This is a genomic window from Mycobacterium sp. NGS66, from assembly GCF_059812225.1.
In genome coordinates this window covers 553,971-576,169 of record NZ_JCALCG010000001.1, presented here as the reverse complement: position 1 = coordinate 576,169, position 22,199 = coordinate 553,971, and the positions used below count along the sequence as shown (strand labels likewise).

Here is a 22,199-nt window from a genome sequence, read left to right as displayed (position 1 = left end):
ATGCAGTTCCGGCAGCTCGAATACTTCGTAGCGCTGGCTCGAGAGCGTCACTTCGCCCGTGCCGCAAACGCCTGCTACGTGTCCCAACCGGCGCTGTCGGAAGCTATCCGCAAGCTCGAACACGAGCTGAAGGTGCCGCTGGTCCGGCGCGGGAAGAAGTTCGAAGGTCTGACGCCCGAAGGCGAGCGCCTGGTGTTGTGGGCGAGACGGATCCTGGCCGATCACGATGCACTCAAACACGAAGTCACGGCCCTGCAGACCGGTCTCACCGGCGAGCTACGGCTGGGCGTGGTCCCGGCCGCGTCGAGTATCGTTGCGCTGCTTACAGATCCGTTTTGTGCCGCGCACCCGCTGGTACGCGTACGGCTGGAAGCGAGTCTGCGATCGAGTGAAATCGTCGAAAGAGTCCGCCAATTCGACCTGGACGCCGGGGTCATCTACCCGCATGGACGAGACACCGCTGAGCTTGTGGTCACGCCGTTATACAAGGAACAGCAGGTTCTTATCGCCGGCAGCGAGTTGCTCATTGGCCAATCTGAGACGATCTCCTGGTCCGATGCGCTGGAACTGCCCATGTGCTTGCTCAATCAAGAAATGCGTGGCCGCAAACTCATCGACGACGCGCTGGCCACACAGCAGCTCGCGGTGACACCGCAGCTGGAAACCGACTCCGTGGCGACGCTGCTGGCACACGTCGGAACCGGGCATTGGTCAAGCATCGTTCCGCAAACCTGGATCCACACACTTCACCTTCCCGCCGGCACCCGGATACTGCGGCTGCAAAACCCGTCGGTCTCGGCCTTGATTGCGCTGGTCACCACTGCCGTCGAGCCGGGCTCGGTGCTGACCCGTGCCTTTCTGCAGACCGCGCAGAACGCCGGGATCGAAGACGTGCTGCACAGGCCGATCGTGCCTGCCATCAGCTGACGCGGCCGTTGTAATCGGCCGCGCCTATCACACGGTCGGAATTGCGTCTTGGACACCCTCGCGGACATCACGCGACACTAAATGTGCTTCGAAGCGACGCATCCACTGGCCACACGGCCGAATTCACTCAGGAGAAATCATGACCAAGAGCCGGTGCATCATGTACCGCGGCTCGGTGGGCGCCGCTGAAACCCGCACCACCTTGACCAAGAGCCGGACGCCGTAATGCAAAGTTTCGGACGTTCGATCAACGGCGCCGACGGCGTAGACAAAAGGGACGGAGGCGGTTTCGCGAACCTGCGCTCTATGCCAACGCTGTCCGGGTCGCCCAAACCGCGACGCCGTCAACCAGTGCGAGCCGACGCCGGCACCACCTGGAGCGTCCTGGTGGCCGCGTTGCTCGACGAGCAGGCCGACGTCGCCGGCCGCGTCCGCGAGGCCGTCGTATCGCGGCTCCCGGCCTACCGCGCACTTCCCCGCGAGACCTTCGATGCCGAGGTGAGATTGGAGGTCGAGCGGGTCTTGCGGTGTGCCTGCGCCGGCCTGGACGAGCGAGAACTTGTCGAGCTCGCCGCGATCGGAGAGGCCCGGGCGCGCGACGGCATACCTGTCGACGACATGCTGCGTGCCTGGCGCATCGGTGTCGAGGTCGTCGTCGAGTGCGCGCGCGAGGCGGCACAAAAAGTGGACGTCGACGACGCGTCGGTGCTGGAGTTCGTCCAGTCGGTGTTGGCCTGGTCGGATGTCGCCATGGTCACGACTGCCCGGGCGTATCGGCGGGCTGAACTGGCGCTGGCGCTTGCTGCAGACGAAAGCCGCGCGGCATTCGTTCGGGGGGCACTGTTGGGTGCGCTGCCGGCCGCCGAGTTGCGGATGCACGCCGAGGTGTACGGGCTGGATACCGACGCGGAGTATGTCGCTGTCCGTGCCCGGGTCGGCGACGACGGGCCCCAGTTCCGGATGGAACAGGAACTCGGTTTTCAGAATCCGACGCAAAGCCGGCCTGGTTTGTGTGCGCTGGTCGACGGCGACCTCGCTGGTTTCCTGATCGAGCCGCCGCGCCATGTCGAGGGCGTCGTCGGTGTTGGGCCGCCCAGGACGCTGCTGCGGTTGAACGAGTCCTACCGGATGGCGGCGCGCGCACTGGTGACCGCGGAGGCCTGCGGCCTGCGCGGCGCCCACGACATCGCCACGCTGGGGCTGCGTACCGCCGTGGCAATGGACGCCGACGTCGGCGAATTGCTACGCAAGCGCTACTTGCAGCCGCTGTCAGCAAGCGGTTCGAGCCGCGATCTGATAGCCACGCTGCGCACCTACCTGGCCTGCGGAATGCACGTAGAGCGCACGGCGGCAAGGCTATTCGTCCATCAGAACACCGTGCGCTACCGGCTCGCGCGCTTCGAAGAACTGACCGGGGCCAGCCTGCGCGACACCGAGGTGCTCACCGAGGTGTGGTGGGTGCTTGAGCTTTCAGCGATGCGGACGTAGCGGATGGCGGCGCGAGTGTGAACTGGCCGACGCTCAAACGGCGTGTCGCGTCGTGGTTTTCACACTCGGCAGGCGTCGGCTACGATCGTGCGCAGCTCGGCGATGCCGATGGTGTGATCTACGGTGTATTCATGCACCGCATGGACTACGTCATTCAGTATGTCGAATCGCTTGAGCGCTCGATGACGTTCTACCGCGACGTGATCGGCCTCAAGGTGCGCATCGAGGGCGACGGCTACGTCGAATTCGAGATGCTGAACACCAAGTTCTCGCTTTTTGAGCGGTCCAAGCTGCCGGAGCTCATCGGCCGCGAAGCCGGCACTGCGCCATGCGGCGAGATCGGGTTCCTGATCGACAACGTAGATGAGGAAGCGGAGCGGCTGAAACGTCTCGGTGTCGAGATCCTCAGCGGCCCCGTGGATCGGCCATGGCGCGAAAGGACGCTCCACATCGCCGACCCGGACGGCAACGTCATCGAATTCGCGCAGAAAATAAGGTGATTCGGTGTTGATGGACGGCAGTGAGCGGCCAGGCCGCGCCGTTGCAGGCCCAATTGCCCTAGCGTCAGAGCGATCTCGCAGCCTTGTTTGTCGCTCGTCACAACATCCTTTTCTCGATCTTGTAACGACGCACAAGATCGCGGCGTTGGTGGCGGCCCGCAACGCCACTCTCAATATCGCAACCTACTGTCGAACCACGAATAATCTTGTCTGCCAACAGGTATGGAAACCCCTCTTGCCTTCCGCGAGTGGTGCCACATACGAGTTTGTCAGCAGCGGGAGACGATTTCGACCGTAGTGGCGAAAGTCGTAGTGCCGTAGAATGTCAGGGCACCCACAGCCGAGAAAGCGGCATCAAGGCACATAGCCAGCCGTTGAGGACTCAACCGAGGACTTTATGAGCAGTCCAAGTCCCGAGGAGAAGCCAGCCTCAGCGCTTCCTCTTGGCGATCTGAATTTGGAATCGCTAGGGGAGTTCGGTACCTCCCTGATTCTGCTCAGGAACCTCGCCACCGAGATTTTCAACGCGGTCGAACATGTGCGGCTCGCAGGCACGAGTGTCTGGACGGCCTTGAACTATCTGCGTTATCCAGACAGCGGAGACCGTACGTCCACCGGGACTGCCGCCCCCTTGGGTGACCTCTCCGGACTGTTGACGGGCAATGTCGCCGGGCGCGGATCGGGGGATAATTTGCTGAATCCCCTTGGCGCAGTTGGCCGTACCGCCGGTGCAACCGACATACGCCGGCTACTCAAGTTTTCCGGAGGCACGACTTCCCGCCCCGCCGCATCTCATGAAACCGGACCTACAGAGGCAAATGCCGCGTCGGCGAGCGAGCCGGGTTTGTGGAGCCCCTTCGCAGCGATGGGCGACGCGGTGAATGACATCCTGACGGGTAGCCGCAAGTCCGAGACGGCAACGGCCGACCGTGACCTGTCGACTGGTGGCAATGGTTCAGCGACAGACACTGGGGCATCGGACAAATCAGCCCCAAATCTGGGGCTGCTGGGCAACAATCCCCTCACCGATCTTGTCGGCAAGACGGTCGGTACTGCCACTAGGCCGGTCGTCGAGCAGGTCGGCGAAGGGTTGCGGCATGTGGCTAACCCCCTCGGGCTCGGTGGTGTCGTTGACGTTCTCGACGACGTAGTGGGAACCGTGATGGGACGGGCTCCGCGGGATAGCACCGATTCCCTGCGAAAGCGCGGGAACGCGCTGATCAAGATCTCGTACAAACCCGAGTGCCAGCGCCGCGACGTGCACCCGTCATTTTCCCGCATACTCGACGAGCTGCTCCCCGACGAGGCACGAATTCTGCGCTTCCTGAGCGTATCCGGTACTCAACCCATGATCGACGTGCGGACCAAGACGCTGTTTCAACTCGGTTCCGAACTGCTGCTCAGCGGAGTCAGCATGGTCGCACAAATGGCCGGATGTCATTGGTGTGACCGTGACCAGCACTATTTCGCGAATCTCAGCAGGCTGGGATTGATCGAGTTGTCGCGTGAGCCGGTGGCTGATTACCGCCGATATGCACTGTTGGAGGTGCAGCCGGAGCCGCGGCACGTGATGGAAAGCGTACCGAAGTCGATAACCATTTACCGCAGCATCAAGCTCACCGCGTTCGGCCGACAATTCGTCGATGTCTGCATCGATACGGAAGGCTATAACGCCGGCGGGTGGGACACCGACGGCCGACGAGACCGAATCCGGGGGGCCGAGCCCGCGCCCAGGCACCAGTTGTGGGGCTTACCAGCCGAAAAGGAGTAGGTGGATCGCGCCGACGACAACGCCGAGCAGACCACCATGGACATACAGCAACCACGCGTCCTGCTCAATGGCGCAGTAGAGCATTTCACCGAACTCCGCCGGTGGAAGTTCACGAAACTTCTCCGTCGCAAAGGTCTCAATTTTCCCCGCCTTCTCGTCATTGAACTCTGGCGAGAAGAACAATTCGGGCGCGAAATTGACGACTTCCAGACTGGCTTTCTGCTGCAGTGATTCTATATTCACCAGACCCAGCGTCTGAGCCACCGTGGCGAACACGGGCGTCAGCGCTCCGACCACCTCTTCGGACACCACCTCCGCGATGTAGGACCTGGTCTTGTCGGCGCTGGTGCCGAAGAGCAGTTCCCGCGCGAAGTTCGTTACCGTAAGTACTTCGGTGGACAGCATTTTGGCGAATTGGGCGGCGGCCTCGTGCTGGCGCTTGGGCAGCAATCCTTGCCTCCACAGATATTTGTACCGCGGTTGCGGGTCGCCGGGTTCGAACACAACCTTGATGGCGAGGATGTTGACTACCACACCGATGATGGCGGCACCGATCAGCACAGTGAGCCAGGACGGTATCGCGCTGAGGACGGGCGGGTGAAATTCACGGACGAAAGTCAGATACACCGCCAGTGGAAACCCGAATACGAAGCCCAGAGCACCAATACGGACCATGAATTTCAATTCTGGCCCGCCAAATCCCTTGAAGATGTCGCACAGAATTCCGGGATTGCATCGCAAGTAATTGACGGTCATCAGCTTTACGTTCAGCAGGTCGTCTATGTGTTCGCCGATCCGTGCGAAAGCACGGCGCGATATCGTGGGAAGGCGTTCTTCAATGGTCGCAAGCACTGCCTGCCGAGCGGGGGAGGGCAATAGCTGCCACAGCACGGAGTGCTGGCTTTCAAGAACGTCTGTCGCTAACCGATGGATGCTCGGCCGCGCTGTGTCCGCTAACTGTTCTGCCAAGCGCTCTGGTTCTAGCTCCTGGTAGAAGTCTGCGATGCCGCCGATCCTGGCAATCGACAAATCCACGATCAGGCTGGCCATCTTTTCCGCCCGACAGGGGATGAAACCCTGGAAACCCAGAATGCCGCCGGGCGCGAAAACCGGCAGGATCTGGGCCTTGCGCGGCAGAAACGGAAAAAGGGTTTTGAGGCCGCGCATATGGAACCCGGTGAAATTGACCGGTGCGAATAGCATGAGCACGCCGGTCCAGTTGGTAATCAGACCCGCGATAGCGCTGAAGATCGGCACGCTGACAATGTCCACCACGAACTGGGACTGGCCGGTCAGCTCTTCCCAGTCAATGAGTGGGCCAGTTGCGGTCAGCTCTATCATGTTTCCCTCACACACCGGGAATTTGACCGGTAATTGCTGACTCGCCGGCTTTTGCCGCGCCGCGCAGTCATATAGTGCCGAAGTACAATCGATAAGTCAGAGACCCTAATCCCCACCCGGCCACACGCGCGGGTGGGGATCAAGTAACCGCGGCGCTATTTCTTCCTGGCAGCGGTCTTCTTCTTTTCTTCGACCTTGGCGAGCTTCTCGATCTGCTCGTTCAGGCTCTTCGACCGAGCCCGAAGCGACTCGATGCTCGAATCCTTCGTGTCCTTGGCCATGTCGGTGACATCGGTCTCGAGTTTCTCGGCGTTTTCGAGCAAATCGTCTACAAACTCTTTGGTGTTGTCGAGCAGCTTCGACACGAGGTTGAAAACGCTGGGTTGTGCCATTGTGCAGTTCCTTCCTTCATGCCGGGCCCCCGTGGTTGGGCCTATACACCTACCCGGCGGGTCAGACAGTACGCAAGTTGTCGGCAAATGTATTCGCGTCGAGTTGAATTTTGGTGATAACTACAACCCCAGCGCCGCCGACGTGGACGCCGCAACAAGGCGTTCGCACCCCCGCGACCCCCTCCACATTCGGGTAGGCATCGGTGGTTTGGCAGATCGCGACCCCGGCTTTGGAAGCGGCTTCAACGTCACGCCGAAACTTGAACAGATGGTCGCCGCTCGGCGCCTCTGCCCGGCGGCCCGATGATGAATTTAGTTGAGATCAAGGCGTGCACCTACTTTCGGTCAAAGCCCGAACATTTCCAGGTAGCCGGTGCGGCCGAAGATACCAGCCGTATCAACGGCATTGGGCCGACCCGCGTGCGGGTTGGCGCCTGCCTCGACCAGCAGCCGGACCACTTGGTCTTCGCCCTTGAACACCGCGCCGGCCAGCGGAGTCTGCCCGCGGTCGTTAGCCCGGCCGACGTCGGCTCCACGCACGGTCAGTGCTTGGACAGTGGCGGGATGACCGTGGTAGGCCGCGAGCATCAGCAGTGTGTCGCCGACCGAATTGGTCAAATTCACCGGAACGCCGGCATCTATGTACGCGGCCAGCGTCGCGGCGTTTCCAGATCGCGCCAGGTCGAAGAGCCGGCCGGCCAACTCCGCGAGCTCAGCGGGAACGTCGCGATCGGCGTTGCCGGGACTGGTCATGCGAACCAACTTACGCAAACGTCGCCGGCTCACCACGTGATCACCTCACCGGGCCGCAAGCGGCATACCCCCGACATTGGTGCTCGACTTTGGCGGCCGCTGCGATTGCTTCGCCGAAACCTCAAGAGCCCAACGGACTTCCAAGATGACCTCGGTGTCACTGAGGTCTTTGCCGATGAGTTCTTGGAACCGTGCGACCCGGTAGTGCCAACGGCGACAGGGCCTGCATCGTCCCGCACCCTGGTTGTGGACGACGTTGATGAGTGCCGATCTTCGTGCTGTCGAAACGTGGGCATGTCGCGGTCTCGAATTCGATGTCGCGGGTGGTATCACGTTGCAAAATGACTTGCCCAGCATTGTAGGGACGAGCGTGGCTGATGTGCCTGGGGGCTTCCACCCGATGCAAAATAATCGGACCCAGAACGCAGTGAAAGAGCTTGCTGTGCAACACATCTCATACGCTACGACGGCGATCTCCGAACCCCGGCTGACCGCCGACCTGGACACTAACCTGAGCCAAGCCGGGTTTTATGAGTTCCCCATCGTTTGTGGTGACTTCCAAACGGCAAGCCGCAAACTTCGGATACGGCTCCGTTGTGACTCCGTGGGACAGAGCGAACAATGTCCTGATCGGGAGAAAGGACGATGCCGGAGATGCCGATCCGTGAGGCGGCTGAGTTGCTGACAGTCAGCGACGAAACCGCACACCGACGGATCGAGCGGCGTGCCTTGGTCGGCTCTGACGGATCCGGTGGGACGGTCAAGCCGGTGGCCGCCGCTGACACCGAAGATCGCAGCACATCTACCAAGAGCCATACGTTGTGATGCAACGTTTAACGCATCCAATCAACGGCGTCGACCGCATTGACAAGCCCGAACGACACACCTATGAGAGTCTGCGCTTCACGTCGGCACCGCCCTCGTCGGCGGACGCCACATGGAGCATCCTCGTCAGCACATTGCTCGACGAGTATGGCGAGGTCGCCGGTCGCGTCCGCGACACCATTGCGGCCCGAATACCGACTTATCGCGCAGTTCCCGGCAAGTCCCTGGAGGACGAGGTGGGCCGTGAGGTGGAACATCTGTTGCGGTGTGCCCGCCGTAGCGATGCCGCAACGGACGAGCCTATCCTCGACGAGCTTGCCGCCATCGGTGAGGCGCGGGCCCGCGATGGCATCCCTGTCGACGACATGCTGCGTGCTTGGCGCATCGGTGTCGAGGTCGTCGTGGGATGCGCACGGGAGGTGGCCCAAGAGGTGGGCGTCGACGACGCTTCTGTGCTGGAGTTCGTCCAGTCGGTATTGGCGTGGTCCGATGTCGCGATGGTGAGGACGGCCAGCGCACATCGGCGCACTGAACTGGCGCTGGCGCTGGCGGCAGACGAAAGCCGCGCGGCGTTTGTGCGGGGAGCGCTGCTGGGTACGCTGCCGGCCGCGGAGTTGCGAATGCACGCAGAGGTGCACGGACTGGACCCCGCTGCGGAGTACGTCGCGGTGCGTGCTCGGCTCCAGGATGACGACGGTCCGCAACTCGGGATCAAACAGGCGCTGGGCTTCCAGGACTCCGCACCGAGCCGGCGTGGTCTGTGCGCAATCGTCGACGGTGATCTCGCTGGATTTTTGACCGAGCCGCCGCACCACGTCGAGGGGGTCGTGGGTTTTGGGCCTCCCAGGCCGCTGCTGCGTCTCAGCGATTCATACCGGATGGCGGCGCGCGCGCTGGTAACGGCGGAGGCGTGCGGCTTGCGGGGCGCCTACGACATCGCGTCACTCGGCCTGCGTTCGGCCGTTGCGATGGACGCCGATGTCGGCGAAATGCTACGGAAACGCTACTTGCAACCCCTGTCCCTGGGCGGCTGGGGTCCAGAACTCATCGCGACGCTGCGCACGTATCTGGCACACGGGATGCATGTGGAGCGTACGGCGGCAACATTGTTTGTTCATCAGAACACGGTGCGGTACCGGCTTGCACGCTTCGAAGAATTGACCGGAGCCAGCTTGCGCGATACCGAGGTGCTCGTCGAAGTCTGGTGGGCCCTTGAGCTTTCGGCGATGCGGTGTGGTGACACTCCGTAAAGTTCCGGGCATGTTCACTGGCGGCGCGGCACGTCGATTGCGACGCGCTATGTGGCCGATCACGCAGACCACCATCGCCGCTGCCCTTGGCTGGTACCTCGCCCACGACGTCCTAGGGCACAGGGAGCCATTTTTCGCGCCGATCTCCGCGGCGGTGTGTTTGTGGATGACCAATCGGGTACGGGCGGAACTGGCCATCGAGATGATCATCGGCGTCACGTTGGGCATCGGTGTGGGCACCGCTGTGCTGGCCGCGCTCGGAACCGGCACGATCGGTATGGGTGTGGCTGTTCTGCTTTCGCTGACTCTGGCGGTGTTGATTGCGCAAGGCTTCAGCGCCCAAAGAACGATGTTCGTCAACCAAAGTGTGATTTCGGCAATCCTGATAATGGCGTTGCCGCACACCGGGCTTGGTGTGGAACGGCTGTATGACGCGCTGATCGGCGGCGGCCTGGCGGTGGTATTCAGCATCTTGCTCTTCCCTAAGAATCCGCTGGCCGTCCTGCGCGATGCCCGCGCGGACGTGTTATCCGCGCTGCAGGAGATCTTCGCCGAAATAGGACGACGCACAGTTGATTCGGCGCCGTCCGATCAAAGCTGGACACTTGCCGCGGCCGATCGGCTCCATCGGCAACTGGCGGGCCTTATCGAAGCTCGCAGTACCGCAACTCAATTGGCACGTGTCTGCCCGCGCCGCTGGCCATTGCGCAACTCGGTGCGCGCCGCCGATCACCAAGCGGCGCACTTGGCGCTGTTCGGCAACTCGGTGCTGCAGCTGGCGCAAGTTGTCACATCCGCGCGCGGCCTCGGTGATGCCGATGGCAAATCGGTGCGTGCCGCGGCCAGCGACTTGGCTGATGCGGCGGCAGCTGTGGGCGCTGGTGAGCCGGAAATCGCTGTGACGCAGCTAAACTCCGTGCGACGCCGCGCCGCGGCACTACGCCCGCCCGGCCCGGTCAACGAAGTGGCGCTGGTCGTCGTCATCGATCAGTGCGTCGACGAGCTGCAACAAGTAGTCGATCCCGAGGCACCCAGAGGTGTAGCTTGACGCTAAGATCGCTGAGTATTCCAATCGATGTGAGGAGTGATCGCGATGGCCGAAAAGCCGGCAGTTGTTCTGGTTCACGGCTTTTGGGGCGGAGCTGCCCATTGGGCAGGCGTCATCGTCGAGTTGCACAAACGAGGCTATGAGTCGCTGTTCGCCGTCGAGAACCCGCTGACCTCGCTCGCCGATGACGCGGAACGGACCCGCAAGATGGTCCGGCAAGTCGATGGTCCGGTGTTGCTGGTTGGTCACTCCTACGGTGGGGCGGTGATCACCGAGGCCGGTGACTTGCCCAACGTGGTCGGATTGGTCTACGTCGCGGCGTTTGCTCCCGACGCCGGCGAGAGCCCAGGCCAGATCAGCCAAGAAATTCCGCCGGCTGCTATCGACAACTTGACGCCGGATTCGGACGGATACTTGTGGATCAGGCAAGACAAATACCACGAAAGCTTCTGCCAGGATTTGCCGGCCGAGCAGGCCCTGGTCATGGCGGTCACCCAAAAAGCGCCACTGGCATCGACTTTCGGTGACAACGTCACTACGCCGGCGTGGCGCGCGAAGCCGAGCTGGTATCAGGTGTCAACCCAGGACCGCATGATCCACCCCGATAACGAACGGCGCATGGCCCAGCGGATGAATCCGCGTCAGCTCCTCGAGCTCGATGCCAGTCATGCATCGCTAGCCTCACAGCCCGTTGCAATCACCGACCTGATCGACGAGGCGGCGCGCGAACTGGGCGGCTGATCCAGAGGTCGGTTTAACACCGCTACTCGGACTGCCTCAAGATGCGATCGGGGCGGCTGTAGACGTTCATGGACGCCCCGCGCAGGAAGGCCACCAGCGTCAGCCCGGACTGGGTAGCCAGATCCACTGCCAACGACGACGGGGCGGAAACTGCGGCCAGCACCGGGATTCCGGCCATTACTGCCTTCTGGGTCAACTCGAATGACGCTCGCCCGCTGACCAGCAATACGTTGCTGCTCAGCGGTATCCGGTCTTGCCCAATCGCCCAGCCGATCACTTTGTCCACCGCGTTGTGGCGGCCGATGTCCTCGCGGACCACCAGCATGATGCCGCCGCCATCGAACAACGCCGCCCCGTGCAGCCCGCCGGTACTGGCGAATACTTGCTGAGCCGCCCGCAATCGCTCCGGCATCGCGGTCAGCGCCTGTGCATCGATCGTGATTGGGTCGTCACCGGGGCAGTATCGACTAGCCGTCTGCACCGCTTCCAGTGACGCCTTGCCGCAGATGCCGCATGACGAGGTGGTGTAGAAGTTGCGGGTGATGTGCGTGTCCGGCATCGGCACATGGGGCGCCAAAGTCACGTCGAGCACGTTGTAGGTGTTGAGGCCGTCAGCTCGGGCGCCGCGGCAATAGCGCATGTCAAGCACATCGTCGCGGTGAGCAATTACCCCCTCGGTGAGCAGAAAACCCTGTGCCAGTTCGAAATCCGAGCCAGGCGTGCGCATCGTCACCGTCAACGGACTGCCGTTGACCCTGATCTCCAGCGGTTCCTCCACAGCCAGCGTCTCCGGCCGCGGAAACACGCCACCGGCGGCAACGTGACTAGCCGGTCGGCGGGTCGTCACCCGGCCCATGCGGACTCCATGCTCATCGGGCCGCCGACAACGTGACCTCGACCGAAACATGCTTCATTACAGGCTGACCGCTCTGCTTGTTGTAGTCGTCGATCGCGCAGAGCACGTTGAGCTCGGGCATATAGCCCGCGGCGCTGCCCCGCGGAATGTTGTAGCCCACCGCGCGGTAGCCATACACGCTGCGGCGGCTGCCGTCGCGAGCAATGCTGGTGATGTCGATGCGGTCGAACTCGTTGATGCCCATAGCGGCCATGTCCGCGGTGTTCATGAAGAGCAGCGTGCGCAGGTTCTTCACGCCCCGATAACGGTCGTCGTCGGAGTACACGGTGGTATTGAACTGGTCGTGTGAGCGCATGGTCCCCAGTACCAGCCGACCCTCGGCGGGAATCACGTTCGGCAGTGCGGCGGCGGAGAATTCGGCCTTACCGGATGGTGTGAAAAACACGAGCTCCCTGGCTGGCTGGCGGATGCGGAAGCCCAGTGGCTGACGAACTCGACGATTGAAGTCCTCAAAACCATACAGTCCCTTGGCCATTCGGTCGCGGATCCGGTCGTAATCGGCGATCAGGTCTTGCCACGGCGTTCGTGAATCAGGCAGCGTTGCCTGCGCCATGCCCGCGATGATCGCTGGTTCGGAGCGCAGGTCGGGAGAGGCAGGTTCCTTCATGCCCACTGACAGATGTACCATGCTCATCGAATCCTCAACCGTAATCGATTGCGGCACACCGCCCTGCCGATCGATCTCGGTACGAGCGACGCACGGCAGGATCAAAGCCTGGCGGCCGTGCACGAGGTGACTTCGATTGAGTTTGGTAGAGACCTGCACGGTCAGCTCGCAGCGGCGCAGCGCCTCAAAGGTGTAGGCGGTGTCGGGTGCGGCCAGCGCGAAATTGCCGCCCATGCCGACGAATACCGTGACATCGCCACGGTGCATCGCCTTGATCGTGGCCACCACGTCCAGGCCGTGCGCGCGCGGAACGTCGATCTGACAGGCGGCGGCGATGCGATCGAGGAAATCGTCAGAGGGGTGGTGGTCGACGCCACAGGTTCGGTTGCCTTGCACGTTGCTGTGCCCGCGAATCGGGCACGGCCCGGCGCCTTCCCGACCGATGTTGCCGCGCAACAGCAGCAGGTTGACGATCTCCCGAACCGCGTCAGGGCCGTGGGCGTGCTGGCTCACGCCCAGGCACCACGCGATGACAGTGGCTCGTGCCTCCCGGTACACCCTGGCCAGGGCGTGAATCTGCTCGACCGGAACGCCCGACTGGTGCTCGATCTCCGGCCAGCTCACGGCCTCGCACGCCGCGCGGTACTCGGCGAAACCGTGCGTGTAGCGGTCGATGAACAGTTGGTCGATCGCGTCGGGATCGTTCTGAGAAGCCTCGAGCAACGCTTTGGCCACCCCGCGGATCAGTGCGAAATCCCCGCCGATGCGCGGCTGGATATTCATCGTGCTGATGTCGGTGGCCCGGAACAGTGCCATGTCGATCATCTCGTGCGGCACGATGGTGCGGGTCGCGGCCGCTTCGATCAACGGGTTGATGTGCACGATCTGAGCCCCGCGGCGGTATGCCTCGGCCAGTGCGGTCAGCATTCGCGGAGCATTGGATGCGGCGTTGACGCCCATGATGATGAGGGCTTCGGCGCTTTCCCAGTCGGCCAGGTCGACGGTGCCCTTGCCGGTGCCCAGCGACGCCAGCATGGCCGTACCGCTGGCCTCCTGGCACATGTTCGAGCAGTCCGGGAAGTTATTGGTGCCGAATTCCCGCACCCACCACTGGTAGAGGAAGGTTGCTTCGTTGCCCAGCCGGCCTGAGGTATAGAAGGCGGCACGGTTGGGCGAATCCAAGCCTTGCAGGGTCTGCCCGACGAGTTCGAACGCCGCGTTCCACTCGATGGGCACGTAGTGATCGGTTGCCGCGTCGTAGACCATGGGTTCGGTGAGCCGGCCCGCGTCTTCCAATGCGAAATCGCTCCAGGTCGTCAATTCGGCGACGGTGTGCTGGGCGAAGAACTCCCGGCCTACCCGTTTGGGGTCCATCTCCCAGGTCGAGTGCTTGATGCCGTTCTCGCAGATATCCAAGCGCAGGCCTTTGCGGTCATCGGGCCACGCGCAACCGGGACAGTCGAATCCGCCGTTCTCGTGGTTCATCCGCACGATGATCTGCGGGCCTTCCAGGATCTCACGGCGTTGCAGCAACACTTTGCCTACGCTGAACGAGGCCCCATACCCTGCCGCAGGGTGGTGGTAGTCGCGCTTTTTCGGGCGGCCTTTGCCCGGGCCGCATCCCGGTGCCGCAGTTTCAGGCGTTCCCTGGCCCAGTAGCACCTCGGCCGGTGCGTCGGTCGTCGGGCCGGCCGGGGTCGGTTCGCCCGGTGATGTCGTAGTCATGCGGCAATCTCCTCAGTATCTGCTCGTTGCGTGGTTCGTGCTGCGGCCCTGGGTAATCCGATTGAGGCCGGTATGCCTTCGGCGGAGATGCGCCGGCGGAACACCCAGTAGGTCCAGCCCTGGTACACCAGCACCGCTGGCGCGAAAATCCCTGCGGCCCAAGTCATCACCTTCAACGTGTAGGGCGTCGACGAAGCGTTGTAGATGGTGACGCTGAAGTCCGGACTCAGCGTCGACGGAACAAGATCGGGATAAAGAGCCCCGAAAAGCAGTACCACCACCGAAGCGACCACCAGGGTCGTGCACACAAAGGTCCAGCCTTCTCGCGGGTTACCGGTCATGACTTTCAGCCCCACCCATTGACGCCAGACCAGCCCGACCGCCACCAGCTGGGCAGCCACGCCAACCGCCAGCACATACCAGGTCCACTCCTTACCGTGCGCGAGCTGAGTCCATAGGCCGAATGCAGCGACTACGACAGTCACCGGCAACGACCATGCGGTGGCGACGCGCAGGGCGTCCTCCCGCACTCCCTGGGCGGTTTTGAGGACGAGGAACACGGCGCCGTGAAAGAGAAACAGTGCGGCTGTCGCTATACCGCCGAGCACCGTGTACGGGTTGACGATGTCACCGAAGCCAAGGTGCACGCGGTGATGGGCATCGACCGGAAGTCCGCGCACCAGAATGGCAAAGGCCATGCCCCACAGAATGCCCGGTAGCCATGATCCGGCCGCAATCCCGAAGTCCGCCAAGGCGCGCCACTGGGTATCGTCGATCTTGCCCCGCCACTCGATGGCCACCACCCGCAGAATCATGCCGAACAGGATGGCCAGCAGCGGTATGTAGAGCGCGGAAAAGACGGTGGCATACCAGTTCGGGAAGGCCGCGAACATCGCCGCGCCCGCGGTGATCAACCACACCTCGTTGCCGTCCCACACCGGCCCAATGGTGTTGAGGACGGCACGGCGATGCGCTTCCGGATCGCCTTTGGCGATGCGGCCGAGCGGCACCATCAGCATTCCGACCCCAAAGTCGAAGCCTTCCAGGATGAAAAAGCCGAGGAACAACCCGGTGAGGATGACGAACCATAGCTCCTGCACGGTGAATCAGCTCCTCTCAGTGGGCTTCTAGTAAGCGAAAGACAGCGGTGCCAACTCAGCCGCTTTGGGTGGGCTGGCCGGCGCGGGTTCGGCGTCGTGCTCCTGCGGCCCGGCCATCGCATAGCGCCGCAGCAGCCAGAACCAGATCACCGCCAGCACCGCATAGACCAAGGTCAGTGTCGTCAGCGACAGCACTACCGTCGCGACGTTGTGATCCGAAACCCCTTGCGCCACGGTGATATGAACATTCGGGTCACCGGTCGGATTGGGCACTACGATCCAGGGTTGCCGGCCCATCTCGGTGAATACCCAACCGGCACTGTTGGCGATAAACGGGGTCGGCAGAGTGATCAGCGCCAACCGGGAAAGCCACCGTTGTCGCGGAACCCGGCCGCCGCGTGTCATCCACAGTGCCGTGAGGGCAAACAGCACAGGCACCGCCAGCAAGCCCACCATCACGCGGAAGGACCAGTAGGTGACGAACAGGTTAGGCCGGTAATCGCCTGGCCCATATTGCTTTTCGTATCGCTGCTGAATGTCCTTGACGCCTTCGAGCGTGACACCACTGAACTTGCCCTCGGCCAAGAACGGCAGCACGTACTGCGCTTCGATGACGCGCGTGATGCTGTCGCAGTTGTTGTGGGTGCCCGCGGTCAGAACCGAGAAGTACGGATCGGTCTCGGTGTGACACAACGATTCTGCCGACGCCATCTTCATGGGTTGCTGCTGGAACATCAGCTTGCCCTGCACGTCGCCGGTGAAGAAGAGCCCAACGGCCGCGGCCAGTACCGCCAGACAACCGAGAATCGTCGCGGGTCTGTGCATCGTGCGCGCATCCGGCGCCTGTGGGTCGCGGACCATCCACCACGCGGATACGGCGGCAACGAACACCCCGGCGGTCAGCCAAGCGCCGAGCACCGTGTGGGTGAACGCCGCAATCGCGGTGTTGTTGGTGAGCAAGGCCGCAATGCTGTCCAGTTCGGCACGTCCGGTCTTCGGGTTGAAATGTGCGCCTACGGGGTGCTGCATGAACGAGTTCGCCGAAATGATAAAGAACGCAGACACATTCACGGCGATAGCCACCACCCAGATGCAGCCCAGATGGATCAGCCGCGGCAGCCTGGTCCAGCCGAAGATCCACAGCCCGATGAAGATCGACTCGAAAAAGAACGCCGCCAGGCCCTCCATCGCCAGCGGCGCACCGAACACGTCGCCGACGAACCGCGAATACTCGCTCCAGTTCATGCCGAACTGGAACTCCTGCACCAGCCCCGTCGCCACGCCCAAAGCAAAGTTGATCAAGAACAACTTGCCGAAGAATTTGGACAACCGATACCAGGCGACGTTCCCCCTGATCACCCAAATCGTCTGCATCAGCGCAATCAACGGGGCCAACCCGATGGTGAGCGGCACCAAAATGAAGTGGTAGACGGTCGTGATCCCGAACTGCCACCGGGAAATGTCGACGATATTCATCAGCGCTCCGATCTGCAGCAGTTCACGCTTGCCTGCCCCCCCAAGCAACTTGCGAAAGACTGTATTGAGTTTGCACACCGCCGTCTAGGTTCAATTCCGCGGCTGTCGCTAGCCGCCTGCCGGTTGCCCTGGCAGCCCGGATCGCTCCTCGTGGCCGCCGACGCCTGCGCCGAACCCTCCTTATTGCTACCAGGTTTCGGCCGCCGGGCCATCCACACGCGACGCTTTGGCCGACCTCCACCGATCCGGGCTTGGGCAGCAGTCACAAGGGAGCCGGCGGGTAGTGGATGATCCACTTTGGCCGCACGATCAAAATTTCCTATCAATCGGAACTCGCTACAAACGCAGTTGCGGATTTCGGCCGTGACACATTCCGTGAATGAGTGCCCATGGATTCATATGTTCCGCCGACGAGGTTCTCACGTCCAGTGCTGCGCTGCGGAACTCGTCGATTTTGGAGATTTTTCCAATGGATCTCGCGATTGCTCAGTGAATAGTTGCTTCTGCCCGCTCTCTGCCGGCCTGACCGACAAAGTTGCGGTGCCGAATTCATTCCGACCGGGACGGCGACAGCGATTCCGAAGCAGCGCAGGGAGGCACCATGACCACCACGAAACAGAGCTATCCGACTGCGAACGGCAAGCGCTTCACCCTGGAGGTGCCGCCTGCTGCTCTCGCGGCGTCGAGGTCGGAAAACCCGGATATACCCCCGTACAAGGACTATCAGCACACCGACCGTCTCGATAACTTCACCGTGATGGAGGTCGCCGGCAAAAGCCGCTGCCACGGCATGCACCTCGAGGGCCTGACCTACCCGGTCACCCCGATCGGCATGCATTACCTGCTGATCCACTACGACGTCCCCGAAATCGACGAGAAGACCTATCAGGTCAAGGTCGGCGGCCTGGTGAAGAACAAGCTCAACCTGGACATGGACTACTTCCGCAGCAAGCCAAAGGTGACCATCCCGGCCACGATGGAATGCTGCGGCAACGGCCGTGCCTCCCAACGCTGGCGCCTCTGGGCGCACGTGCCGTGGAATCACGACGCGATCGGGACCGCCGAGTGGACCGGTACACCGCTGCGCGGGGTACTCGAGGACGCCGGCGTCCTGGACAACGCGGTGGAGATCCTGTTCACCGGTAAAGACAAGGGCATCCAGGGGCCGCCGGATGGAGCGGAAGTGCAACACTTCCAGCGCAGTCTCACCGTCGATTATGCGATGGACCCCGCCAACGATGTCTTGTTGTGCTACGAGATCAACGGCCAGCCGCTGCCGCCGCAGCACGGATTCCCGCTGCGGTTACTGGTCCCGGGCTGGCTGGGAATGACCAACGTCAAATGGATCGATTCGATCGAGGCGATCGACTGGCGGCTCACCAAGAACCAGATGAAGTGGTACAGCTACGCCGAAGACGACAACTACAAGAACCTCACCATGGCCACCTTCCAGCAGGTGCGGGCGATGATGATCCCGCCCGGCATCCCCGATTTCGTATGCCGGATCCGCCATTTGGAGGAGACGGATGCCGTCGAGCTGCGTGGCCGCGCCTGGTCCGGCGGCCGTTCCATCGAGAGCGTGGAAGTCAGCGTCGACGGTGGTGACACTTGGTCACCGGCAAAGCTCGATAAGCCATTCGGCAAGTGGGCCTGGGTCGGCTGGTCGTTCACCTGGAAGGACGTCACCCCGGGTGAATACTTGCTGCAGTGCCGCGCCACAGACAGCGAGGGCAACACCGCGAAGGACGACGACTTCGCCAGAGACTACTACGCGATGGACAACACCATGCCGCACATGGTCGATGTCAACGTGTATCCGAAGGGCACCCTGACGACGGGTAACCAAATCGAGTTGAAGTTCCAGTTCCCGTCGCTCTGACACCATTCGGCATCGCCGATGCAGCGGTGAAAGTCACTGCAGGACAGGCAGTTACGGAGCCTGCCGGGTGGCATGGAGATGCACCGCCCGAGCGGCTCACGACGTGCTGAGAAGGGAATACTATTGCCAGGCAGTAGGATTCGGAGTAGCTGTGTTGAGCTTTACGTCGGACCTGCTTTCACGATGAAGGCACCATGACCGTCACCACGCTCGGCATTCCATCGGTCCGGCTGCGGTCCCCGGGTCCGGCCACGGCGTACCCGGCCAAAGGCCCGCTGATTGACAGCTATGGGCGGGTGGCCACGGATCTGCGAGTGTCGTTGACCGACAGGTGCAATCTGCGGTGTACCTACTGCATGCCCGCCGAGGGCCTGCCTTGGCTGCCCGGCAAAGCGCTGCTCCGCCCCGATGAGATCATCCGGTTGGTGCGCATCGCCGTTGCGCAGTTGGGCGTTACCAAGGTGCGATTCACCGGTGGAGAACCGTTGCTTGCCAGGCATCTTGAGCACATCGTCGCCGCAACCGCCGCGTTGCGCCCTCGGCCGGAGATATCACTGACCACCAACGGCGTGGGATTAGCCAAGCGTGCGCACGCGTTGGCAAAAGCCGGACTGGACCGGGTGAACGTGTCGCTGGACAGCGTCGACCCCGCGCACTTTGCGGCCATCACCCGCCGCGACCGGCTCGCCGACGTGCTGGCCGGACTGGCCGCTGCATACCAGGCCAGGCTGCGACCGGTGAAGGTGAACGCGGTGCTGCAGCCTCGGACCGGACTCGACGATGTGGTGCCGCTCGTGCGTTTCTGCCTCGACCAGGATTACCAGTTGCGGATCATCGAGCAGATGCCGTTGGACGGCGGTCACCAGTGGCGCCGCGACGCCGAGGTGACGGCAGATCAGGTACTGGCGGTGCTGGGACGCCGTTTCAGGCTGGAACCCGATACCGTGCCGCGCGGCTCGGCCCCGGCGGAGTTGTGGCAGATCACCGATCCCACAACGGGGCGCACCGGAAAAGTCGGCATCATCGCCTCGGTGACACATGCGTTCTGCTCGACATGTGATCGCACCCGGTTGACCGCCGACGGACAGATCCGCAGTTGCCTGTTCGCCACCGACGAGACCGACCTGCGCCAGCTGTTGCGCCGTGGCGCAAGCGATTCCGCGGTCGCCGCGGTTTGGCGCGCAGCCATGTGGGGTAAGCCGGCGGGCCACGGGATCAACGACCCGGGTTTCGTCCAGCCGGCGCGGCCGATGAGCGCGATCGGCGGCTGAAATGTCGACAATGGCGCTCGGATCGGGCCAGATCACCGTGCGATACTTTGCCGCCTCCCGCGCCGCAGCCGGGTGCGATTCGGAGCTGTTGATCGTTGGTGCCGAGACGACACTGGCCCAGGTCGTCGATGTGCTGGGGCGGCAGAATCCCGACCTGGCCCGGGTGCTTTGCCGATGCTCCTTTTTGTGTGACGGCATCACCGTGCGTAATCGCGCTCAGCCGTTGGGATTTGGCTCAACGATCGATGTTCTGCCGCCCTTCGCCGGTGGATGAGGAAACTTGGACGCGGGGCCCTTGGCGTGCGGTTCGGCGCATCGCGGCCAGCGGATCGGCGTACAGGCCGCTCAGGGATACGATGCCGGCGCCGGACTTGTGGACTCGGTTGCCGAAGACCGTGCTGCGGATATCGCGGAATGGCAGCACCGAGCGTGCCGTGAACGCCTCCCTCACGTCCCTCATCGCCTCCGGATACTCCGTGAAGCCTTGACCACCCACCACTATCTCGTCGGGGTTGAAAAGGTCGCGCAATAACGCGACCGCTTCGCCCAGCACTCGGGCCCGCTCTGCCAACAGTTCTTTCGCTCGTTGGTTGCCGGCTCGCGCTACCCGCAGCAGTTCGGTGATGGCGGTTTCAGACGAATTCGTGCGGCTCGTCGTGGCGGGGGGCAGGATCCGAAGCCGGCGAGCTGCCGCTAGGACCGCATCGTCGCTGACCGTCGACTCGAATTGCCCTGTACCACCGAGGAGTTCAGACCGCACGGGGAGAGTCGCGATAGTACCGGGTCCGCTGACGGGGCAATGTACCCGGCCGCCGATCACCAGTGCATAACCGACAGTCTCGCGCACGTAGACATACAGACTGGTCGGCGCGCTGGGCACGAATGTTCGTGTGCCGAGCAACAACTCGGCACCGGCCATGGCGTCGACGTGGGATGCCACCGAAACTGGCAGGCCGAGTGTTTCGGCCAGCACCGCCCCGACCGGGGCCTGCCGCCAACCGAGGCCAGGGTGGTCGACGTGGCCGGTGGTGCTGTCAACCACGCCACCGATCGCCACCCCGACCCATAGCAGGCGGCGTCGGCGCCAGCGCCTCAGGTACCGCTCTGTGCAGGCGGCCAGCGATGCCAGCGCAGGCGCGGGAGGACTCAGCACTGTGGGAGTTTCGACGGTGTCCAGCGTGCGACCGAGTAGGTCGGTAGCCACGATGCTGGTGGTTCGCGGGCCGATGTGGATGCCTAGCGTCAGGAAGGGTTCGTGGTTGATGTCGACGGGTACCCGTGGTCGTCCGATCCCCCCGTAGACGGCGAGGTCCGCACGCTCGCGCAACAAACCGACGTCGAGGAGCGCAGTGACCTGACGACACACCGCGGCGATGCTCAGCCCTGTGACCTCGGCGACGACGTCACGTCCAACCGGACCGTGCAATCGCACGGCCCGGAAGACGGATGCTGCAGCGGAGTCAGGCAGGTGTAGCGCCGGCGGCACGACAAGGTGTAAGCGCAGGGGGCGGTCGCGACCGGACGGATGTTCACGGACGGATGCCGGGCGCATGAACGTCGTTGTAAATCCCGACGGCGCTTCCTTGGTGCGCCCGTTCATGTTTGGGCGTTCAGCTAAGCAGGTGGCATCAGCGCGCGTTGACGAATAACGGCTAACGGCAATCGGATCGGGTTTCAGCACCGTCGAACGGTTCGTCAACAGTTCCTACCCTGGGTCGCGCTTCCAAGCCGGCCGTTGTACTCGACACCAAAGCTGCACACGGCGGCTGGGTCCCGGTCCTGCGATTGAGTTTCTGTGCGCTCTCGATGCACCGCTATAGAGCGGCGCCCTAGATTCAGACCGCAAGTCTTGGGAGCCGCTACAAGAGAATGGCCGAAGCGAAGCGTTCAATGGACGTGCGTTTGCTTCCCGTCTCCGCCAGAAAGGACTGGCAGTTGCAAATTCCCACCGTCAAGTCGGGTGCCGGCCGCCGCGTATTCCGATGATCGAGAGGCCGTAACCCGTTGGATGCCAGGGGATTTCACGCTCTGCTACAACGGCACCATGCTGGCCTGCGTCGACAGGCGTCCGGATGCGGAACTAAAGAAGCCGAAACAAACTGACCAGTCAAGGAGATTCGTCGGTCTAGTCTTCAGCTCGGCCAGTCCGACGGCTCCCTATTGCGGCGGTCTCTCTCGACCATGAGTGC

Annotated in this window: 19 protein-coding genes; 11 read left to right on the top strand and 8 right to left on the bottom strand. The window is 62.7% G+C overall.

The window, feature by feature from the left end; all coding sequences use genetic code 11:
- From AC5Y2L_RS02835 to AC5Y2L_RS02820, 4 genes are all read left to right on the top strand, one after another.
- Window positions 1-927, top strand: coding sequence for a LysR family transcriptional regulator (locus AC5Y2L_RS02835; protein ID WP_499934428.1), 927 nt, complete (start codon window positions 1-3; stop codon window positions 925-927).
- A gap of 225 nt (window positions 928-1,152) precedes the next feature.
- The gene (locus AC5Y2L_RS02830; RefSeq protein ID WP_499934430.1) at window positions 1,153-2,415 is read left to right on the top strand and encodes a PucR family transcriptional regulator; all 1,263 of its coding nucleotides are present in this window, start codon (window positions 1,153-1,155) and stop codon (window positions 2,413-2,415) included.
- Between the two features lie 131 nt (window positions 2,416-2,546).
- Window positions 2,547-2,915, top strand: a complete 369-nt coding sequence (locus AC5Y2L_RS02825) for a VOC family protein (RefSeq protein ID WP_499934643.1) — start codon at window positions 2,547-2,549, stop codon at window positions 2,913-2,915.
- Between the two features lie 865 nt (window positions 2,916-3,780).
- Window positions 3,781-4,686, top strand: a complete 906-nt coding sequence (locus AC5Y2L_RS02820; protein ID WP_499934431.1) for an Abi-alpha family protein — start codon at window positions 3,781-3,783, stop codon at window positions 4,684-4,686.
- On the opposite strand, the gene AC5Y2L_RS02815 is transcribed toward AC5Y2L_RS02820, so the two are convergent.
- From AC5Y2L_RS02815 to AC5Y2L_RS02805, 3 genes are all read right to left on the bottom strand, one after another.
- Window positions 4,666-6,027: a hypothetical protein gene (locus AC5Y2L_RS02815; RefSeq protein ID WP_499934432.1), complete on the bottom strand. Its 1,362-nt coding sequence runs from the start codon at window positions 6,025-6,027 to the stop codon at window positions 4,666-4,668. The genes AC5Y2L_RS02820 and AC5Y2L_RS02815 overlap by 21 nt on opposite strands.
- 155 nt (window positions 6,028-6,182) lie before the next feature.
- The gene (locus AC5Y2L_RS02810; RefSeq protein ID WP_499934434.1) at window positions 6,183-6,419 is read right to left on the bottom strand and encodes a hypothetical protein; all 237 of its coding nucleotides are present in this window, start codon (window positions 6,417-6,419) and stop codon (window positions 6,183-6,185) included.
- Window positions 6,420-6,764: 345 nt separating this feature from the next.
- Window positions 6,765-7,172: an ankyrin repeat domain-containing protein gene (locus tag AC5Y2L_RS02805; protein WP_499934435.1), complete on the bottom strand. Its 408-nt coding sequence runs from the start codon at window positions 7,170-7,172 to the stop codon at window positions 6,765-6,767.
- A 654-nt stretch (window positions 7,173-7,826) separates the two neighbouring features.
- On the opposite strand from AC5Y2L_RS02805, the gene AC5Y2L_RS02800 reads away from it, so the two are divergent.
- From AC5Y2L_RS02800 to AC5Y2L_RS02785, 4 genes are read left to right on the top strand one after another with little or no spacing between them, the layout of a single operon-like run.
- Window positions 7,827-7,997 (top strand): hypothetical protein, encoded by a 171-nt coding sequence (locus AC5Y2L_RS02800; protein ID WP_499934436.1) that lies wholly within the window; start codon window positions 7,827-7,829, stop codon window positions 7,995-7,997.
- Window positions 7,997-9,247 carry a PucR family transcriptional regulator gene (locus AC5Y2L_RS02795; protein WP_499934437.1) on the top strand — a complete coding sequence of 417 codons (1,251 nt, stop codon included), beginning with the start codon at window positions 7,997-7,999 and terminating at the stop codon, window positions 9,245-9,247. The genes AC5Y2L_RS02800 and AC5Y2L_RS02795 overlap by 1 nt, the downstream gene beginning before the upstream one ends.
- Window positions 9,248-9,257: 10 nt before the next feature.
- Window positions 9,258-10,295, top strand: coding sequence for an FUSC family protein (locus AC5Y2L_RS02790; RefSeq protein ID WP_499934439.1), 1,038 nt, complete (start codon window positions 9,258-9,260; stop codon window positions 10,293-10,295).
- Between the two features lie 45 nt (window positions 10,296-10,340).
- The gene (locus tag AC5Y2L_RS02785; RefSeq protein ID WP_499934440.1) at window positions 10,341-11,036 is read left to right on the top strand and encodes an alpha/beta hydrolase; all 696 of its coding nucleotides are present in this window, start codon (window positions 10,341-10,343) and stop codon (window positions 11,034-11,036) included.
- Window positions 11,037-11,058: 22 nt separating this feature from the next.
- Here AC5Y2L_RS02785 and fdhD read toward each other — a convergent pair whose 3' ends face one another.
- The 4 genes from fdhD to AC5Y2L_RS02765 are packed head-to-tail and all read right to left on the bottom strand — an operon-like array spanning window position 11,059 to window position 16,860.
- A complete protein-coding gene (gene fdhD, locus AC5Y2L_RS02780; protein ID WP_499934441.1) occupies window positions 11,059-11,892 on the bottom strand; it encodes a formate dehydrogenase accessory sulfurtransferase FdhD in 834 nt (277 codons plus the stop codon).
- A gap of 13 nt (window positions 11,893-11,905) precedes the next feature.
- Window positions 11,906-14,284, bottom strand: a complete 2,379-nt coding sequence (locus tag AC5Y2L_RS02775; RefSeq protein ID WP_499943533.1) for an FdhF/YdeP family oxidoreductase — start codon at window positions 14,282-14,284, stop codon at window positions 11,906-11,908.
- The gene (cydB, locus tag AC5Y2L_RS02770) at window positions 14,281-15,384 is read right to left on the bottom strand and encodes a cytochrome d ubiquinol oxidase subunit II (RefSeq protein ID WP_499934444.1); all 1,104 of its coding nucleotides are present in this window, start codon (window positions 15,382-15,384) and stop codon (window positions 14,281-14,283) included. Before cydB ends, AC5Y2L_RS02775 begins: the two co-directional genes overlap by 4 nt.
- 27 nt (window positions 15,385-15,411) lie before the next feature.
- On the bottom strand, window positions 15,412-16,860 hold the full coding sequence (locus AC5Y2L_RS02765) for a cytochrome ubiquinol oxidase subunit I (RefSeq protein WP_499934445.1): 1,449 nt from the start codon (window positions 16,858-16,860) through the stop codon (window positions 15,412-15,414).
- A gap of 601 nt (window positions 16,861-17,461) precedes the next feature.
- Between AC5Y2L_RS02765 and AC5Y2L_RS02760 the strand changes: the two genes are divergently transcribed.
- The 3 genes from AC5Y2L_RS02760 to AC5Y2L_RS02750 all read left to right on the top strand — a co-directional run bounded on the left by AC5Y2L_RS02760 (window position 17,462) and on the right by AC5Y2L_RS02750 (window position 20,284).
- Entirely contained in the window at window positions 17,462-18,739 is a 1,278-nt protein-coding gene (locus tag AC5Y2L_RS02760) for a sulfite oxidase (RefSeq protein ID WP_499934446.1), read from the top strand.
- A 194-nt stretch (window positions 18,740-18,933) separates the two neighbouring features.
- Entirely contained in the window at window positions 18,934-20,010 is a 1,077-nt protein-coding gene (gene moaA, locus AC5Y2L_RS02755) for a GTP 3',8-cyclase MoaA (RefSeq protein WP_499934448.1), read from the top strand.
- Between the two features lie 10 nt (window positions 20,011-20,020).
- Complete coding sequence (locus AC5Y2L_RS02750) at window positions 20,021-20,284, top strand: MoaD/ThiS family protein (protein WP_499934449.1); 264 nt, start codon at window positions 20,021-20,023, stop codon at window positions 20,282-20,284.
- Here the strand turns inward: AC5Y2L_RS02750 and AC5Y2L_RS02745 are convergent.
- Entirely contained in the window at window positions 20,246-21,562 is a 1,317-nt protein-coding gene (locus AC5Y2L_RS02745) for an ROK family protein (protein WP_499934644.1), read from the bottom strand. The two genes, AC5Y2L_RS02750 and AC5Y2L_RS02745, sit on opposite strands and share 39 nt — an antisense overlap.
- Window positions 21,563-22,199: the final 637 nt, after the last annotated feature.

Bases quoted from the DNA above. Each gene is read 5' to 3' on its own strand.
- moaA (WP_499934448.1), top strand. From the start codon at position 18,934: ATGACCGTCACCACGCTCGGCATTCCATCGGTCCGGCTGCGGTCCCCG.
- AC5Y2L_RS02775 (WP_499943533.1), bottom strand. From the start codon at position 14,284: ATGACTACGACATCACCGGGCGAACCGACCCCGGCCGGCCCGACGACC.
- AC5Y2L_RS02835 (WP_499934428.1), top strand. From the start codon at position 1: ATGCAGTTCCGGCAGCTCGAATACTTCGTAGCGCTGGCTCGAGAGCGT.
- AC5Y2L_RS02795 (WP_499934437.1), top strand. From the start codon at position 7,997: ATGCAACGTTTAACGCATCCAATCAACGGCGTCGACCGCATTGACAAG.
- AC5Y2L_RS02810 (WP_499934434.1), bottom strand. From the start codon at position 6,419: ATGGCACAACCCAGCGTTTTCAACCTCGTGTCGAAGCTGCTCGACAAC.
- AC5Y2L_RS02745 (WP_499934644.1), bottom strand. From the start codon at position 21,562: ATGCGCCCGGCATCCGTCCGTGAACATCCGTCCGGTCGCGACCGCCCC.
- AC5Y2L_RS02830 (WP_499934430.1), top strand. From the start codon at position 1,153: ATGCAAAGTTTCGGACGTTCGATCAACGGCGCCGACGGCGTAGACAAA.
- fdhD (WP_499934441.1), bottom strand. From the start codon at position 11,892: ATGGGCCGGGTGACGACCCGCCGACCGGCTAGTCACGTTGCCGCCGGT.
- AC5Y2L_RS02825 (WP_499934643.1), top strand. From the start codon at position 2,547: ATGCACCGCATGGACTACGTCATTCAGTATGTCGAATCGCTTGAGCGC.
- AC5Y2L_RS02750 (WP_499934449.1), top strand. From the start codon at position 20,021: ATGGCGCTCGGATCGGGCCAGATCACCGTGCGATACTTTGCCGCCTCC.
- AC5Y2L_RS02805 (WP_499934435.1), bottom strand. From the start codon at position 7,172: ATGACCAGTCCCGGCAACGCCGATCGCGACGTTCCCGCTGAGCTCGCG.
- AC5Y2L_RS02790 (WP_499934439.1), top strand. From the start codon at position 9,258: ATGTTCACTGGCGGCGCGGCACGTCGATTGCGACGCGCTATGTGGCCG.
- AC5Y2L_RS02785 (WP_499934440.1), top strand. From the start codon at position 10,341: ATGGCCGAAAAGCCGGCAGTTGTTCTGGTTCACGGCTTTTGGGGCGGA.
- AC5Y2L_RS02765 (WP_499934445.1), bottom strand. From the start codon at position 16,860: ATGAATATCGTCGACATTTCCCGGTGGCAGTTCGGGATCACGACCGTC.
- AC5Y2L_RS02820 (WP_499934431.1), top strand. From the start codon at position 3,781: ATGGGCGACGCGGTGAATGACATCCTGACGGGTAGCCGCAAGTCCGAG.
- AC5Y2L_RS02815 (WP_499934432.1), bottom strand. From the start codon at position 6,027: ATGATAGAGCTGACCGCAACTGGCCCACTCATTGACTGGGAAGAGCTG.
- AC5Y2L_RS02760 (WP_499934446.1), top strand. From the start codon at position 17,462: ATGACCACCACGAAACAGAGCTATCCGACTGCGAACGGCAAGCGCTTC.
- AC5Y2L_RS02800 (WP_499934436.1), top strand. From the start codon at position 7,827: ATGCCGATCCGTGAGGCGGCTGAGTTGCTGACAGTCAGCGACGAAACC.